A 15,404-nucleotide genomic window follows, 5' to 3' on the forward strand; every position below is an offset into this window, starting at 1 on the left:
TTGAGACCCGCCTTCAGGAGGAGGTCTTTGCAAATGTGACGTTCGGGTTTCAAGCGCGTCCGGGGGCCGCGATGCGGCGACGCAAACCCTATACCGGCTTGCCAGCGGAGAACAGAGCCCGCCCAACTAAATCGTGGACGAAATCGGCTGAATTTCGGCAGCCGCCTCAATTGGAAAGCCGGAATTATCTCGCCTCGAGGTCGGCGCGTTGCTGTTCCTGAACCATGAATTGGGCGCGCGCGAGGTCGGCAAAACGCCCGCCTTTCGCCACCAGTTCATCGAAAGTTCCGCTTTCGATCACGCGTCCCTGGTCGAACATCAGGATGCGAGTGGCGTGGCGGATCGTAGAGAGACGGTGTGCGATCACAAATGTGGTGCGTCCCTTCATCACTTCATCGAGAGCAGCGTTCACCTTGGCCTCAGTGACGGCATCGAGCGCGCTGGTCGCCTCGTCCAGGATCAGGATCGGCGGATCTTTCAGCAATGCGCGCGCGATCGATAGTCGCTGTCGCTCGCCGCCGGACAGCATGCGGCCGCGCTCGCCGGCGTGGGTATCGAACTTCTTTTCGCTGCGCTCGATGAAATCCAGCGCTTGCGCGCGCGCCGCGGCGGTACGCAGTTCCTCATCGGTGGCGTCAGGTTTGCCGATACGCAGATTCTCGGCGATCGAGCGGTTGAATAATAGCGCCTCCTGGAACACCACGCCGATGTTTCGGCGCAGCCCGGTCAGCTTCAGCGCGCGTATGTCCATACCGTCTATCTTGATGACGCCGGATTGCGGATCGAAGGCGCGATGCAAAAGTGCGATCGCGGTGGATTTGCCGGCGCCGGTTGGCCCGACCAGCGCAATGGTCTGGCCCGGCAGCGCGGTGAAGGAGAGATCCTCGATTGCCGGGCGCTTGCCGTCGTACGAGAACGACACATCGTCGAACTCGACCAGGCCGGAGAGCCGGCCGGGATCGACGGCGCCCGGCCGGTCACGCACCGCCGGCACCGCGTCGAGCACGTCGAAGAATTCCTTCAGCCGCGGCGCTTCCATGAACACGTTGTTGATGAAGCTCACTACCTGCTCGAGCTTCTGGATCAGCATGGTGGCGAACGAGACGAACATCACGATCTCGCCGACCGTGGTCAGGCCCTGGCTATTGAGCGCGATGCCGACGGTGAAGATCGCGAGCACCGTGATCGTGGTCGACGCGCGGGTGATGACGGTGACGATCGCCCACCACGACAGCACCGGCATCTGCGCGGCGAGCAGCTTGTCGGCGACGAAGCGCAGCCCTTGCACCTCGGAATCGATCCGCACGAAGCTTTGCACCAGCGCGACATTGCCGAGCGCGTCGGAGGCGCGCGCCGAGAGGTCGCTGTAATATTCCTCGACCTCGCTCTGCATGCCGTAGGTCTTGCGCACCACCATCGTGGTCAGGATCGTGAAGACGACGCAGAGCGCGAACAGCAGGATGGCAAGCCGCCAGTTGATGTAGAGCGACAGCGGCAGCAGCACCACCAGCGACATGATCGCGGCGAAGTGCTCGCGGAAGAACCCGAGCCAGAGCCGCCACAGCGCGTCGGTGCCGTTCAGCATCACCTTCATCAGCCGTCCCGAATGGGTGCCGGAATGGAAGGTCAGCGGCAGTTGCAGGATGTGCTCGAAGTAATCGGTCAGAACAGCCTGGCGCTGGCGATGCGCCAGCCGGTCGGCCTGCAGCGCAACCACCGCGCTGCAGGCGATCGTGAACAGCCCGAATGCCACCCAGGCCCCGAGCAGCGGCCACGGTGATGTGGTGGCGAACATCCCGGTCACCGGCCGGCCCGACAGCACGTCGACGATCTTGCCGAACAGCACGGGCTCGGCGAATTGCGCGCCGGCGAGCAGCAGATTGGCGGCGGCGAGAATCCAGCCGAGCCGGGCCTCCTTGCCGAGCAATTCCAGGACGCGGGTATAGAGGCGGAGCATGGACATGCCGGCAGGACCCTTGAGCGGTAGATGCGCCCGATCAGGCGGGATGCAATCTAATCAGGGTTCGCGGCGAAGGGCCAGCAGGTGCAGGTACAGCACATTCCGTCATGGCTGGGACAAGCCCGACCGTGACGAACGTAGGGACGTCTGCGCCAAGCTTCCCCGTGCCAGATGCAATGGCCCGCGGGTCGAGCCTGGGCACGACGAACACGTCCGGGGAGCAGGTGACTCAATTGATCAGCCGGTCGTCACGCGGGGGTAGGAAGGACTCATCGAAAATGTCGGACACGTGCGGCCGCTTCTGGAATTTGAAACCCTCCGCGAGCTGGTCGATCGATCGCTCGAAGCGCGCCGGGTCGATGCCGCCGATGCCGTTACGCTTCACCTCGCCGGCGAGGATGTTGTCGTGGATGATGGCGCGCAGCCGCTCCAGCTCCAGCTCGCGCGAACCGCCGTCCATCCGGTTCGCGACCTCGGTCGCGGCGCGGGCAGGGTCCTTGATCGCGAGGGTGGTGCCGCCGATCACCGCGCGCACGAAGCCTTTCACGGCGTCCGGCTTTACCGCAGCGAAGCGCGGGTTGACGATGACGGCGAAGCCATACGCCTCGCAGCCGTAGTCGGCGAAGCGCAACACCGCGAGATCGTCGGCCGGCACGCCGCGATCCCGCAAATTGACCGCGGACAGATAGGAGAAGCCGGTGACGGCATCGACCTGTCCGGCGGAGAGCATCGGCTCGCGAACCGCGGCGCTGATGCTGACCTGCTTCACGCTCGAGAGCTTGATGCTATTCTGCCTGGCGATCGCGGGCCATAGCCGGATCGACAGGTCGCCATCAGCAACCCCGAGGTTCTTGCCCTGGATGTCCGGCAGCGCGTTGATGCCGCGACTCTTGCGTGCCACGATCGCATAGGGCGCTTGGTTGAAGAGCACGAACACCGCCTTCACCGGCGCGGCGCCCGGCTTGTCGCGAAACCGCACCAGCGAATTGATGTCGATGAGCGCGAAGTCGCTCGCGCCGTCGGCGACGCGCGCGATCGCATCCGCCGAGCTGGTGGCGATGTTCGTGGTGACCGCGAGGCTCTCGGCGCTGAACAGGCCGCCGACTGAGGCCATCACGAACGGGGCCGCAGCGGCATCGAGCGGACGGTCGAGCGTGAACTGGATGGCGGTTGGCTGGGGCGGATCGCTCGCGGCGCGGAGCCGCGTTGTGCCCGGCCCGATGCCGCACGCGAGACCGATCACGCCAGCCAGCATGAAGCGGAGAAGGGTGGTTCGACTTACGTGCATCACGACTTCCGGGAGGCGAGACAAAGTGCCGCGCCCGCGCCTGTTTCATGGCATCGCATGCGCCAAGCAAGCAGCATTTTCAAGCGTCAGTTTGGCCGACAGCCTGCCTCATGCAAGCTGAATGTCTGATGACTGGCATGCACTTCGCCGGAGCTCGCTCAGCTTGCATCCGGCTCGCGGAACCGAATGTGAAACCTGTGGTTAGCTATCCATGGGCCCGTCGGGCCCTTCCATAAGGATGACTGCAATGTTTGCGCGAAAGGGTGTTTTTTCGTCCATTGGCCGCGCAGCCACGCTGGCAACTGTTGCTGTGGTGGCGTTGACGGCCATTGAGCCGACGATGGCATTCGCGGGCTCCGCTGCGGCAGGCAAGGCTACCGCAATGGCCACGTCGCACGGGACAAGCGAGGTCACCGATATCAGCGCGCGCCGCCGATACTATCGGGGCGGTGGTGCAGCGGCCGCAGCCGCTTTCGCCGGCATCGTCGGCACCACGCTTGCGATCATTGCCGCCCAGAACCGTTACGACTCGTATGCTTTTTACAGCGGCCCGGGTTATTACGGGGGCCCTGCCTATTACGGCGGTCCGGTTTATTACGGTGGTGGACCGTATTACGGCTATCGCGGCTATTATGGGCGCCGGTCCCAACTGCCCTATGTGCCGTACTGACGTCTGACGGCCGGCGCGTCGTAGAACTGTCATGGAAGAATCGAATCCGCCGGCCGCACGCCGGCGGATTTTTTCGTAGTCGAGTGCGCCGTTAACACGCTGGCGACGCGTTTCGACTAGGCTTGCGGGCCATGGGTGATTCGATCGATCGGCTTTATCGGGCGGTGATCGCGGCCAGGGATCTTGATCCGGCAACGTCGCGCACGGCACGGCTGTTTCAGCGCGGTCCGGCCAAGATGGCCAAGAAGCTCGCCGAGGAAGCCATCGAGGTCGTGATCGACGCCGTCAGCGGCAAGCCCGATGCCGTCGTCCGGGAAAGTGCCGATCTGCTCTACAACCTGACCGTTCTGTGGGCCGAGGCCGGCGTGAAGCCGGAGGACGTCTGGCGGGAGATGGAACGGCGCGAGCGCCTGCTCGGGATTGCCGAGAAGCTGCCGAAGTCCCCGGTCAAGCTGCCCAAAACCGCGCCCGTTCCAGTCGTTCGGCGCCGTATCGTGGCGCTGGAAAACCGCCTGCGCAAGCGGCAGTCCTAGATCGCCCGAAAATCAACTCAATTCCCGGCATGGACAAATGCGCTCCATGATGGTTCATCGCGCTCATGCTGAAACGGATTTACGACTGGTGCATCGACGCCGCCGACAAGCCCTATGCGCTGTGGCTTCTCGCGGCGATCGCCTTTGCTGAGAGCTCCTTCTTCCCGGTCCCCCCCGATATCATGCTGCTGCCGATGTCGTTGGCGCAGCCGAGGCGGGCGTGGTGGTTCGCGACCGTGTGCACGATCGCGTCGGTCGCCGGCGGCGTGCTCGGTTATGCGATCGGCGCGCTGCTGTACGACTCGCTCGGGCAATGGCTGATCCATCTCTACGGGCTCTCCGACAAGGTCGACGCATTCCGCGCGTCCTATGCCGAGTGGGGCGCGGTGATCATCCTCGTCAAGGGGTTGACGCCCATTCCCTACAAGCTGGTGACGATCACCTCGGGCTTTGCCGGCTACAACATCTGGCTGTTCATCCTGTGCTCGATTGTCGCGCGCGGCGGCCGCTTCTTCTTCGTCGCGGTGCTGCTCAACCGCTACGGCGATTTCATCCGCAAGGAGCTCGAAAAGCGGCTCGGCACCTGGGTCGCGATCGGCGCGATCGTGCTGGTGTTGGGCTTTGTTGTCGCATTCAAGCTGATTTAACGGTTCGCCAGCTTTGCCGATTGCGGGCTTCGGGTTACGTTGGCCTTGATGGCTGACGCAACCGATGACCTGCTGCATGCTACCGGGCTGAACTTTGCCAGGGCTCGCGTGGTGATGGCGGGCTTGGCTCTGTCGATAGTCATGGCACCGATCGATCGGGGCTGGGCCCAGGCCGGGGCGCCGGCGCTCGGCGTGCAGCCGTCGGCGCAGCAACCGTTGCCTGCGCAGCCGCAGCCGTCACAGCAGATCGAATTGCCGCCTGCACCGGTCGAGCATGAGAACCCGGGTCTGATCAATGAGATCGGAAAGCTGTTCGAGAAGTCGAAATCGATCCTGCCGTCGCTGACGAGCCCCGGCGAAACCATGAACGGCCTCTCCGATCTGGCGCGTCCCTCGTCGATGGTCACGGGACGCGCGGCCTGCGTGATGGCCTCGAACGGCGCGCCGGACTGCAAGCTCGGCGCCGACAGGCTGTGCCAGAGCAAGGGGTTCAAGGAAGGCAAAAGCCTCGATACCGATGCCTCCGAGAAGTGCTCGCCGCTGGTCTATCTGCCGGGCCACAAGCGCGGCCCGAACGACTGCAAGACCGAAAATTTCGTAATACGGGCACTCTGCCAGTGACGCGGCTGATTCCTTGTCTGGGATGCCAGCAGGCTAGCATGAATGCCGCGTCGGGATGAGGTTTTGTCATCCATTTCGCTGCACCAAAACGCAATACTTGACACTGGAAAGATTGCCTTGTTGGTATGATGGCCGGCCCCTAGAGGCCGTCAGCTCATTCCGTCCCGGCCGCAACCCCGAAGGATCCGCTTCCAATGTCCATGCCTGCTCTGTTCAAGGGCCGCCTGTCTATCCCGGTGATCGGGTCTCCGCTGTTCATCATTTCGGTGCCTGATCTCGTGATCGCGCAGTGCAAGGCCGGCGTGGTCGGTTCGTTTCCGGCGCTGAACGCGCGGCCGCCGGAGCTGCTCGACGAGTGGCTGTACCGGATCAAGGAAGAGCTCGCCGCTCACGACAGGGCCCATCCGGAGCGGCCGTCAGCCCCGTTCGCGGTGAACCAGATCGTGCACAAGTCCAACAACCGGCTCGATCTCGACATGGCGCTTTGCGAGAAGCACAAGGTGCCGATGATCATCTCTTCGCTCGGTGCGCGCGAGGAGCTCAATCAGGCCGTCCACGGTTGGGGCGGCATCGTCTTCCATGACGTGATCAACCAGAAATTCGCACACAAGGCGATCGAGAAGGGCGCCGACGGCCTGATCCTGGTCGCGGCCGGCGCCGGCGGCCATGCCGGCACGATCTCGCCATTCCCCTTCGTCGAAGAGACCCGGCAGTGGTTCGACGGCCCCATCGCGCTGTCGGGCACCATTGCCAATGGTCGCGCGATCCGCGCCGCCCGCATCATCGGCGCCGACTTCGCCTATATCGGCTCGGCCTTCATCGCGACGCAGGAGGCGAACGCGGTCGAGGGCTACAAAGCCATGATCACCAATTCGTCCGCCGAGGATATCGTCTATTCCAACCTGTTCACCGGCGTGCATGGCAACTATCTGAAGCCCTCGATCGTCGCGGCCGGCATGGACCCGGACAATCTGCCGACCTCCGATCCCTCGAAGATGAGCTTCGGCACCGACGCCTCCGGCGAGCGCGCCAAGCCGAAGGCCTGGAAGGAGATCTGGGGCTCGGGCCAGGGCGTCGGCAGCATCTCCAAGGTGGTGCCGGCGGCCGAGCTGATCGCGCGGTTCAAGAAGGAATATGAGGAAGCGATCGACCCGGCGCTGGACTAAAGCGCGATGCTCAGAATGAACCATCGCGCTTTAGCTTTCTGTTTGAGCATGATCTCCGCGCAAACGCATCGCGTTTGTCGCGCGGAAAACCGCACCACACTTTTCCGGATCATGCTTTGATGGAGCCGATCTTTCGCGTTGACGGCGAGCGCGTCGTCACCAGTCCGGATGCCGCGGGTCCATGGGATCCGCGGATGCAGCACGGCTCCGCGCCGGCGGCACTTGTGGTGTGGGCCGCCGAAGCCGTTCCCACCCCCGTGCCGATGCGGATTGCGCGCGTGACCATCGACCTGATGCGCCCGGTGCCGGTGGCGCCGCTGACGGTCGAGCGCGAGGTCTTGCGCGAGGGTCGCAAGATCCAGCTCTGCGGCGTCAGGCTGAAGGCCAACGGCGTCGTCGTGGTCTCCGCCAGCGTGCTGAAGATCAAGCAGCAGGCCGCGGAGCTGCCGCCCGGCATCGCCGACCTCCCGGCCGGGTTCCCGGCGCCCGATCAATGCGTGGTCGAGCCGGGGAATCTCGCCAACAGTCCGTTCGTGAAATGCATCTCGATGCGGGCCGCGCGCGGCCGCTTTGGCCAGCTTGGCCGCGGCGCGATCTGGTTCCGTGTCGACCAGCCGCTGATCGCGGGCGCGGCCGTCTCGCAGGCGATGCGCGCGGTGGTCGCCTCGGATTTCTCCAACGGCACCTCGCCGGTGCTGGATTTCAGCCAGTGGACCTTCATCAATGCCGACCTCACGGTGAGCCTGGCACGTGAGCCGGTCGGCGACTGGATTCTGCTCGATGGCGAATCCTGGATCGGCCCTGACGGCGCCGGGCTTGCAATGTCACGCCTTGCCGACCAGAGCGGCTATTTAGGCCAGGCGGTCCAGAGCCTGGTGATCGAGCGGCGCTAGCCGTCTTGCGGGCGGTCTGCCCAAAAAATAATCCGCGCGCCGGGAACGGTTGGCGGTGCGAACGAGTTTGGCTCCCGCAAGGGGCCTCCATGACACGTGTCGATCTCACCGCCGGCATTCTGGCCCTTGGGGCCGAGCGATTCTGCGATATGGTGCGGGTCCGCGACGCGGCGCACTCGGAAGGGCTGCCGCGGTGAAGCCCGGCCCGTCCTCCGAACGCGCGGTCATCCTCGCCGCGAGCGAGCGGGACGCTGCCAAGACCGCGCATCTGATCAAGGAGGCCGGCTACTACGCCAACATCTGCGGCAACCTTGCAGAGCTGGAGCGCCAGATCGCAAGCGGCGCTGGCCTTGCGATCATGGCGGACGAAGTGATCAGGCACGCTGATCTCTCCGGCCTTGCGCGCTGGTTGAACGAGCAGCCCTCGTGGTCGGACTTCTCCATCGTGCTCATGAGCGAGGCCGGCGGACCCGGGCGCAATCCGGAACTGGCGCGGCTCGGCCGGCAGCTCGGCAATGTTACCTTCATCGAGCGTCCATTCCATCCGACGACCCTCGTGAGCCTAGTGGCGGCAGCGGTGCGCGGCCGGCGCCGCCAGTACGAGACCCGCGCGATCCTTGAAGACCTGACCGAGAGCGAAGGCCTGTTGCAGACTGCGCTCGATGCCGGCCATCTCGGCGCGCTGGAGTTGCATCTACCCGACTTCGAGCTCGTAGCGTCGGCCACCTGCAAGCGCTTCTTCGGGCGGGCGCCCAACGAGCCCTTCACGTACCAGGATCTACTGGACGCGGTTCATCTGGATGATCGCGCGCGCCGGCGCGAGACCCTCGAGCGTACGCTGCAGACCGGGGTGGACTACAAGATCGAATACCGCAACATCTGGCCCGACGGCACCCAGCACTGGGTCGACGTCCGCGCCCGCGCGGTGCGCGGGCCAGGGGGCAACATCAAGTCGCTGGTCGGCGTCTGCTCCGACATCACCGCGCGCAAGACTGCGGAGATCGAGCGCGAGGCGCTGCTGGCGCAGCTTGCCGCCGAGCGCACGGCGCTCGCCGAGCTGACCGCGACGTTGGAGCAGCGTGTCGAGCAGCGCACCGCCGATCTCATGAAGGAGGTCGCAGCGCGCGAGCGGGCGCAGGAGCAGCTCCGCCACGCCCAGAAGATGGAAGCGATCGGCCAGCTCACTGGAGGCGTGGCGCACGACTTCAACAACCTGCTGATGGCGGTGATGGGCAATCTCGATCTGCTGCGCAAGCGGCTGCCGGAGGACCCGCGCCTGCATCGGCTGGTCGAGGGCGCCTTGCAAGGCGCCCAGCGCGGCGCGTCGCTGACCCAGCGGCTGCTGGCATTTGCGCGGCAACAGGATCTGCGCGTGGTGCCGGTCGATCTCGGAACGCTGGTGCGTGACATGAGCAATCTGCTCGAGCGCTCGTTGGGGCCGCGCGTCACGCTGCGGCTGAATATCCCCGAAGGACTTCCGCCGGCCTATGTCGACACCAATCAGGTCGAGCTTGCGATCCTCAACCTCGCGATCAACGCGCGGGATGCGATGCCTGAGGGCGGCGTGATCGAGATTAGGCTTGCAGCGTGGAAGGCGAAGAACGATCCATTGCTGCACCCCGGCAATTACCTGAAACTGTCGGTGGTCGACACCGGCACGGGCATGCCGCCCGACGTCCTGAAGCGGGCGATCGAGCCGTTCTTCTCGTCCAAGCCCGTGGGGAAGGGCACCGGTCTCGGCCTGTCGATGGTGCATGGATTGGCCGTGCAGCTCGGCGGCGAGCTGCAGCTTTCGAGCATGGTCGGCAAGGGCACCAACGCGACCTTGGTGTTGCCCGTCGCGACCGCTGCGGCCGAGCTGGAAGGTCCCGCGCCGGCGCGGCAGAACAAGAAACGCTCGGCGGTGGTTCTGTTCGTCGACGATGATCCGCTGATTGCGACGTCGACCACGGAAATGCTGGAGGATCTCGGTCATCACGTGATCGGCGCCAGCTCCGGCCAGCACGCGCTCGAAATTCTCAGGAGCGAACAGCCGGTCGACCTGATGATGACTGATCACATGATGCCCGGAATGACCGGTATTGAGCTCGCTGCTGCCGCGCGCGAGATCCGGCCGGAGCTTCCCGTCCTGCTCGCCACCGGCTACGCCGAATTGTCCGAAGGCATCCAGGTCGATCTGCCGCGGCTGGCAAAACCCTACGACCAGGATCAGTTGCGCGAGCGACTCGATCAAGTGCTGGGGCAGGGTGCCCCCGAGCATCCGGTGCAGACACGTCCGCTCTCGCCATCCTCCGGCGTTGTCTCTCCGCCACCCTGAGGAGGCAGGCTCGCGCGGTGCCCTCAGGGTACTCCATCCCCGTCATTGCGAGCCAACGGGTCGCGCGAACGCGCGCCCGATGACAGGCTTTGCGAAGCAAATCCATCTCTCCAAGCGCGCGGTGGTATGGATTGCTTCGTCGCTTCAGCGCAAAATTACTTTGCAATTTTGTCGCGAGCTCCTCGCAATGACGGTGATGCAAAGCGTCACTGTCTCTCAGGGTGGGGCGACTCACAGCGTCACCCCACCATGCGGTCGCGGCCGGACCAGAAGGCGGCCTTCAGCACTTTCTTGTCGACCTTGCCGACGCCGGTCATCGGCAGCTCCTTGACGAACTGGATCTGCTTCGGCGCATGCGCCGAGCCCTTCTTGGCCTTCACCAATGCGATCAGCTCGTCCGGGTTCGGCATCGCGCCATCGCGTGCCACCACCACCGCGGTGACGGCCTCGCCCCATTTGTCGTCGGGCACGCCGACCACCGCGACCATCGCGACATCGGCGTGTTGCGACAGCACATCCTCGACCTCGCGCGGAAAGATGTTGAAGCCGCCGGAGACGATCATGTCCTTCTTGCGATCGAGGATGAACATATAGCCGCGCTCGTCGATGCGCGCGATGTCGCCGGTATGCAGCCAGCCGTTCTTCAGCGTCTCGGCCGTGATGTCGGGCCGCTTCCAGTATTCCGCCATCACGTGGCTGGCGCGCACGCAGATCTCGCCGGATTCGCCCGTCGCGACCTCCTGATCGTCCTGATCGAAGATCTTCACCTGGCAGGCCGCGATCGGGAAGCCGCAGGACAGGAACAGCTCCGGTGTCTTCGGGTCGTGATCCCCCTTGCGTAGCACCGACACCGGATAGCATTCGGTCTGGCCGTAGAGCTGCGAGAACACCGGACCGATCCGCTCGATGCCCTCGACCAGCCGGCTCGGCGACATCGCGGAGGCCCCATAGAGCAGCAGCTCGAGCGAGGACAGATCGGTCTTGGAAAGCGCCGGATGATCCAGCATCACGTAGATCATGGTCGGCACGAACAGCGTGAAGTTGATCTTCTCGCGCGCGATGGTGTTGAACACGGCCTCGGGATCGAAGCCTTTCAGCATGTGCACGGTGCCGCCGCGCATCAGCGTCGGCAGCACCTTGGTCCCCGCCACGTGGCTGATCGGCGCCACCGTCAGATAGCGCGGCGTGTCTGGTATCTCGAAGTCGGCGAGGATCGCGTTGGCGAAGCCGCCATATTCGCGATGATGGCGCAGCGCGCCCTTGGATTTGCCTGTCGTGCCGCCCGTGTAGCTCAGTGTCGCGATGTCGTCGGCACCGGCGAAATTACGCGGCGTCGCGCTGCCGGCCGCCTCGACCGCCTGCAACAGGTCCGCGCCGTAGCTCGCCGGGCCGAGCGTGAACACGCTTTTGAGGCCGGGCGCCTTCGCCGCAAGCTCGCCGCCGCGATCGCGGAAGGTGATGCCGTCGACGACGAGCATCTCGGACTCGGAGTCCTCGATCTGGAATAGCTGATCGTCGAGCGAGCCCAAGGGATGCAGCCAAGTGATGGCCAGCCGCGACAATTGCGCGGCGACGCCGGCGCACCAGGTGTCGGCGCGATTGGCGGTGAGGAAAGCGACGCGGCTGCCCGGCGCGAAGCCCAGCCGCATGAACACGCTCTGCATCCGTCCGATCAAGTCGGTCGCGCCCTGATAGCTCAGCGAGCCGCCCGGCCAGGCAAAGGCGGTGCGCGACGGATAGCGCGCCAGCGCCCGCAAGGTCTGCTCGCACACCGCCGGAAATGCATAGAGCGGATTGCTCATCGCGTCGTCTCCTCCCGCTTTGTATTTGGCCTCTCGCGTGCCAATGTTGGCGACAACGCTAACACAATGACGCGGGGAAGAAACAACTTGCCAAACGCCGATTCTCTTGCGCGCTTCCGCGAGCGCCTTCGACTGCCGCTGATCGCCGCGCCGATGTTTCTGGTGTCCGGTGTCGAGTTGGTGGTAGCGGCGTGCCGCAACGGCGTGATCGGTTCGTTTCCGACGGTGAATTGCCGCGAGACGGAACAGCTCGAGGCTTGGCTCACCGAGATCGAGGGCCGCCTGCGGGCGCACGAGGATGCCAGCGGAAAACGCGCGGCGCCGGTCTGCCCGAACCTGATCGTGCATCGCTCCAACACGCGTCTCGCGCAGGATCTTTCCGTGCTGCTGCGGCACCGTCCGGAGCTGGTGATCACATCGGTCGGCTCACCGGCGCCCGTGCTCGCGCCGTTGCATGATGCCGGCGCGCTCGTATTGGCCGACGTCGCATCGATCCGCCACGCCGAGCGCGCGGTCGCGGCCGGTGCCGACGGGCTCGTGCTGCTCACCGCGGGCGCCGGCGGGCAGACCGGCTGGCTCAATCCGTTCGTGTTCGTGCGCGCGGTGCGCGGCTTCTTCGACGGCCCGATCGTGCTCGCGGGCGGTATCAGCGACGGCCATGCGCTGCGCGCGGCGGAAGCGCTCGGCTGCGACCTCGCCTATATGGGCACCAAGTTCATCGCGACGCGCGAGAGCATGGCCGATACCAGCTACAAGCAGATGCTGGTCGACAGCACGGCCGACGACATTCTGCTCACCACCGCGTTCACCGGCCTGCAGACCAACATGCTGCGGCCTTCGATCGAGGCCGCCGGTCTCGATCCCGACAATCTGCCGGCGCGCGGCGCGATCGACATCGGCAAGGATATCGATGTGAGCGCCCGCGAAAGCCGCCCCAAACGCTGGCGCGATATCTGGAGCGGCGGGCATTCCACGTCCGGCGTGACCGATGTGCTCGCCGTCGATGACCTCGTGGCGCGAACGTCTGCGGAGTACGCGGCCGCAGCGGCGCGGGTGAGTATCCACCGATAAAGCCCTGCCTCCCGCCTTAACGCGCCATTAACCACGATCGCCGCAACAATGGTGCCACAGGATGGTCCGCCGCCACGGCCGGCCGCCCGGCATCATGGGAATGCGACATGGCTTTTGGGGCGCTCCTTGCCAAGACCCCGGCAACGCTCGACGAGCTCAGGGTCCGAGTCTTCCACGCCCTGCAGCGGCATCCGCTGTGCAGGCAGGTCGAATTTGACATCGTCAGCACGCCGCGGACGCGCCGGACCAATTGGACTGTCAGCATGCGCACGATACAGCCGGGCGCCCTGTGGACCGCCCATGAGATCGTGGCCGACATCCAGGAGGCCTACGAGCTCGCCGCCGCGGCCTGAGTCCGGGCCGCTCCGGCGCGATTTTACCCAATGTGGCAACCCATTGCCGCCGTAGGGGCACGCTAAGGCCTCATTTGGCTTTCACCCTGCGACGACACCGGCCGGGCATGGAGACGTTTTTGACCAGAGCCATCACCCTTGCCGCGCTGACCAGTGTCCTCCTCGCCGGCGCGGCAATTACCGCCATTCTTGGCCGCGACAGCCTGCCATCGGCGCGGTCCGAGGTTGCCGTCGTGCCTGCTGAAGCTCCAGTCGCCAACAGGGCGAGCAAGCAGGACAAGCTCTCGGTGGTTGCATTGGCGGCCGCCGCGTTCGAGCCGCCGCAGCCGGCCCAGGCACCCGCGGCGCCCTCACCGCTTCTGTTGCGCGCGCAGGCCGCCATCCCGGGCGCACCCGAGACGGTGCGCCAGGCCTATGCTTCCGTCGAACCCACGGACGTCATTCCGAACACCGAGCCCGTAGGCGGCGGCCAGTCCACCACCGCCGAGCCGAAGGCTGCTGAGCCCAAGACCGCTGAACCCAAGAATGCTGAGGCCAAGAGTACCGAGCCCGACAGCGCTGAATCGAAGACCACCGAGCCTGCGGCCGCACCGCCGAAACCGAAGGCGGCCGCCAAGCCGGCGCCGCAGAAGAACTACACGCTGCTGAGCGACGCGCAGATCGCCAGCATCAAGCAGCGGCTCAGGCTGACATCGGACCAGGAATATTACTGGCCGGCGGTCGAGAGTGCGCTGCGTGCCGTTGCGCGCAAGATCCACGCCAAGCACCAGGGCCAGCCCGCGCCGGGCAACATGCCGATTGATCCCGACTCCGAGGAAGTTCAGCAGCTCAAATCCGCCGCGATGCCGCTGCTCTTCCAGCTTCGCGAGGATCAGAAGAGCGAGGTGCGCTCGCTGGCGCGCCTGATCGGATTGGAAAAAGTCGCCGCGATGATCTAGCTCTTCGCGTGCTGCAGTTCGCGCAGTTCGCGAAAGCCGATGCGCCTGACATTGTGCTGATCGAGCAGGGCGGCGATGTCGGCATCGCACAGGCATGCGGCATCGCTTGCGCGCCACTGCGCGAGACGCCGGATAGTCATAGCCCGCCCGCAGATTCAGCACGACGCGCTCTCGATCAACGTCGCATCGGGGCAGGTGCCATTGCCGTTGAAGGCGATCTTCTGGTTCCAATACGTCACGCCGATTTGATGTTGCACGCGAGGCGAGTTGGAACCTCTCCCTGAAGTTGCATTTAGCTAACTGCGGGAAAGCGGGACCTTCCCGACGTGGCGTCCTAGTCAGCCATGGTTCTCAAGCGTCGCAACCAAATCGTAGGGAGTAAACCATGACGAATCTGAAACTGTTTGGCGCGGCCGTGATAATGGCATCCGCGCTGTGGAGCCCTGCGCATGCGCAGGCGGTCTTCTCCAATCCGGCCGCCTGCGAATCTCAGTTTGCCGGTGCCAACTGCCTCAATAGGGGAGCCGGCAGTCCGTACGACTCCAGGCGCTCTCATCATCGGCGCACGGCCTATTACCGTCAGCCGGTGGGGCCAGTCGCTGGTGCGGCCGGTGCAGCCGCCGGCGTGGCGGGTGCTGCGGTCGGCACAGCCGCGGCCATCGCGACCGCGCCGTTCCGCGGCTGGGGCAATTCCTACGCCGCCTACGGCCAGCCCGCCGCATACGGCGACTACTACGGCTGGTCCGGCGATTGGGACGCCTACGCCGCGCGCAACGGCATCGTCTGCAAGCCCGGCACCTATTACAAGGCCGGCGACGGACTCCGGCATATGTGCCAATAGGTCATCTGATCTCGGGCAAACAGCCAGGCGGCCTCAAAGGGCCGCCTGTGTGCTGCTGAACCGTGGCTGGTGCCGGATGCACCGAGGCCATCCAGGTCGCGATTGATCAGTATGCCGAGGCTCTGGGCAATCGCGAGCTCTTTCTGAAGAAACCGCACTCGATCGGTGGAGAGAGCTGCGACATTCCGTGAGGGTAGTTGCGCCTGGGAGGGCCGAGGAGAGCAACAGCTCTCGCCCACTTCGCCACTGCGAACCGCTCATTCGGCCGATATCGGATCACCGGCCAGGCTCCAGCTTGCTCCAT

General features: G+C 65.0%; 15 protein-coding genes and 1 pseudogene. 12 read left to right on the plus strand and 4 right to left on the minus strand.

Annotated features, from left to right (window positions below; all coding sequences use genetic code 11):
- Positions 1-184: 184 nt before the first annotated feature.
- Positions 185-1,963, minus strand: coding sequence for a glucan ABC transporter ATP-binding protein/ permease (locus P6U25_RS05150; RefSeq protein WP_407150387.1), 1,779 nt, complete (start codon positions 1,961-1,963; stop codon positions 185-187).
- Positions 1,964-2,189: 226 nt separating this feature from the next.
- Positions 2,190-3,248 (minus strand): ABC transporter substrate-binding protein, encoded by a 1,059-nt coding sequence (locus P6U25_RS05155; RefSeq protein WP_407150388.1) that lies wholly within the window; start codon positions 3,246-3,248, stop codon positions 2,190-2,192.
- Positions 3,249-3,495: 247 nt separating this feature from the next.
- Here P6U25_RS05155 and P6U25_RS05160 point away from each other — a divergent pair, with 247 nt between their 5' ends.
- The 7 genes from P6U25_RS05160 (at position 3,496) to P6U25_RS05190 (ending at position 10,095) form a co-directional block, all read left to right on the plus strand.
- Complete coding sequence (locus P6U25_RS05160) at positions 3,496-3,918, plus strand: hypothetical protein (RefSeq protein ID WP_407150390.1); 423 nt, start codon at positions 3,496-3,498, stop codon at positions 3,916-3,918.
- A gap of 131 nt (positions 3,919-4,049) precedes the next feature.
- Positions 4,050-4,451 carry a phosphoribosyl-ATP diphosphatase gene (gene hisE, locus P6U25_RS05165; RefSeq protein WP_407150391.1) on the plus strand — a complete coding sequence of 134 codons (402 nt, stop codon included), beginning with the start codon at positions 4,050-4,052 and terminating at the stop codon, positions 4,449-4,451.
- Between the two features lie 65 nt (positions 4,452-4,516).
- Positions 4,517-5,098, plus strand: a complete 582-nt coding sequence (locus P6U25_RS05170; protein ID WP_407150392.1) for a YqaA family protein — start codon at positions 4,517-4,519, stop codon at positions 5,096-5,098.
- Between the two features lie 48 nt (positions 5,099-5,146).
- The gene (locus P6U25_RS05175; RefSeq protein ID WP_407150393.1) at positions 5,147-5,719 is read left to right on the plus strand and encodes a hypothetical protein; all 573 of its coding nucleotides are present in this window, start codon (positions 5,147-5,149) and stop codon (positions 5,717-5,719) included.
- A gap of 194 nt (positions 5,720-5,913) precedes the next feature.
- Complete coding sequence (locus P6U25_RS05180; protein ID WP_407150395.1) at positions 5,914-6,885, plus strand: NAD(P)H-dependent flavin oxidoreductase; 972 nt, start codon at positions 5,914-5,916, stop codon at positions 6,883-6,885.
- Between the two features lie 119 nt (positions 6,886-7,004).
- Positions 7,005-7,778 carry a thioesterase family protein gene (locus tag P6U25_RS05185; protein ID WP_407150396.1) on the plus strand — a complete coding sequence of 258 codons (774 nt, stop codon included), beginning with the start codon at positions 7,005-7,007 and terminating at the stop codon, positions 7,776-7,778.
- A gap of 193 nt (positions 7,779-7,971) precedes the next feature.
- Positions 7,972-10,095: an ATP-binding protein gene (locus P6U25_RS05190; RefSeq protein WP_407150398.1), complete on the plus strand. Its 2,124-nt coding sequence runs from the start codon at positions 7,972-7,974 to the stop codon at positions 10,093-10,095.
- Positions 10,096-10,334: 239 nt separating this feature from the next.
- On the opposite strand, the gene P6U25_RS05195 is transcribed toward P6U25_RS05190, so the two are convergent.
- Positions 10,335-11,897, minus strand: coding sequence for an AMP-binding protein (locus P6U25_RS05195; protein ID WP_407150400.1), 1,563 nt, complete (start codon positions 11,895-11,897; stop codon positions 10,335-10,337).
- A gap of 66 nt (positions 11,898-11,963) precedes the next feature.
- Between P6U25_RS05195 and P6U25_RS05200 the strand changes: the two genes are divergently transcribed.
- From P6U25_RS05200 to P6U25_RS05210, 3 genes are all read left to right on the plus strand, one after another.
- Complete coding sequence (locus P6U25_RS05200; protein ID WP_407150402.1) at positions 11,964-12,968, plus strand: NAD(P)H-dependent flavin oxidoreductase; 1,005 nt, start codon at positions 11,964-11,966, stop codon at positions 12,966-12,968.
- A gap of 107 nt (positions 12,969-13,075) precedes the next feature.
- The gene (locus P6U25_RS05205) at positions 13,076-13,321 is read left to right on the plus strand and encodes a hypothetical protein (protein ID WP_407150403.1); all 246 of its coding nucleotides are present in this window, start codon (positions 13,076-13,078) and stop codon (positions 13,319-13,321) included.
- Positions 13,322-13,440: 119 nt separating this feature from the next.
- Complete coding sequence (locus tag P6U25_RS05210; protein WP_407150405.1) at positions 13,441-14,259, plus strand: hypothetical protein; 819 nt, start codon at positions 13,441-13,443, stop codon at positions 14,257-14,259.
- Here the strand turns inward: P6U25_RS05210 and P6U25_RS05215 are convergent.
- Positions 14,256-14,399, minus strand: coding sequence for a hypothetical protein (locus tag P6U25_RS05215; protein WP_407150406.1), 144 nt, complete (start codon positions 14,397-14,399; stop codon positions 14,256-14,258). The genes P6U25_RS05210 and P6U25_RS05215 overlap by 4 nt on opposite strands.
- A gap of 245 nt (positions 14,400-14,644) precedes the next feature.
- On the opposite strand from P6U25_RS05215, the gene P6U25_RS05220 reads away from it, so the two are divergent.
- Positions 14,645-15,100 carry a hypothetical protein gene (locus P6U25_RS05220; protein WP_407150408.1) on the plus strand — a complete coding sequence of 152 codons (456 nt, stop codon included), beginning with the start codon at positions 14,645-14,647 and terminating at the stop codon, positions 15,098-15,100.
- Positions 15,087-15,291: pseudogene (locus P6U25_RS05225) on the plus strand (hypothetical protein). The gene P6U25_RS05220 and the pseudogene P6U25_RS05225 overlap by 14 nt, the downstream one beginning before the upstream one ends.
- Positions 15,292-15,404 lie beyond the last annotated feature (113 nt).

The organism is Bradyrhizobium sp. ORS 86, assembly GCF_045571475.1.
GTDB lineage: Bacteria > Pseudomonadota > Alphaproteobacteria > Rhizobiales > Xanthobacteraceae > Bradyrhizobium.

Excerpts from the sequence above, each read along its gene's own strand:
- P6U25_RS05150 (WP_407150387.1), bottom strand. The coding sequence starts at position 1,963 with ATGTCCATGCTCCGCCTCTATACCCGCGTCCTGGAATTGCTCGGCAAG.
- P6U25_RS05155 (WP_407150388.1), bottom strand. The coding sequence starts at position 3,248 with ATGCACGTAAGTCGAACCACCCTTCTCCGCTTCATGCTGGCTGGCGTG.
- P6U25_RS05160 (WP_407150390.1), top strand. The coding sequence starts at position 3,496 with ATGTTTGCGCGAAAGGGTGTTTTTTCGTCCATTGGCCGCGCAGCCACG.
- hisE (WP_407150391.1), top strand. The coding sequence starts at position 4,050 with ATGGGTGATTCGATCGATCGGCTTTATCGGGCGGTGATCGCGGCCAGG.
- P6U25_RS05170 (WP_407150392.1), top strand. The coding sequence starts at position 4,517 with ATGCTGAAACGGATTTACGACTGGTGCATCGACGCCGCCGACAAGCCC.
- P6U25_RS05175 (WP_407150393.1), top strand. The coding sequence starts at position 5,147 with ATGGCTGACGCAACCGATGACCTGCTGCATGCTACCGGGCTGAACTTT.
- P6U25_RS05180 (WP_407150395.1), top strand. The coding sequence starts at position 5,914 with ATGTCCATGCCTGCTCTGTTCAAGGGCCGCCTGTCTATCCCGGTGATC.
- P6U25_RS05185 (WP_407150396.1), top strand. The coding sequence starts at position 7,005 with ATGGAGCCGATCTTTCGCGTTGACGGCGAGCGCGTCGTCACCAGTCCG.
- P6U25_RS05195 (WP_407150400.1), bottom strand. The coding sequence starts at position 11,897 with ATGAGCAATCCGCTCTATGCATTTCCGGCGGTGTGCGAGCAGACCTTG.
- P6U25_RS05200 (WP_407150402.1), top strand. The coding sequence starts at position 11,964 with ATGACGCGGGGAAGAAACAACTTGCCAAACGCCGATTCTCTTGCGCGC.
- P6U25_RS05205 (WP_407150403.1), top strand. The coding sequence starts at position 13,076 with ATGGCTTTTGGGGCGCTCCTTGCCAAGACCCCGGCAACGCTCGACGAG.
- P6U25_RS05215 (WP_407150406.1), bottom strand. The coding sequence starts at position 14,399 with ATGACTATCCGGCGTCTCGCGCAGTGGCGCGCAAGCGATGCCGCATGC.
- P6U25_RS05220 (WP_407150408.1), top strand. The coding sequence starts at position 14,645 with ATGACGAATCTGAAACTGTTTGGCGCGGCCGTGATAATGGCATCCGCG.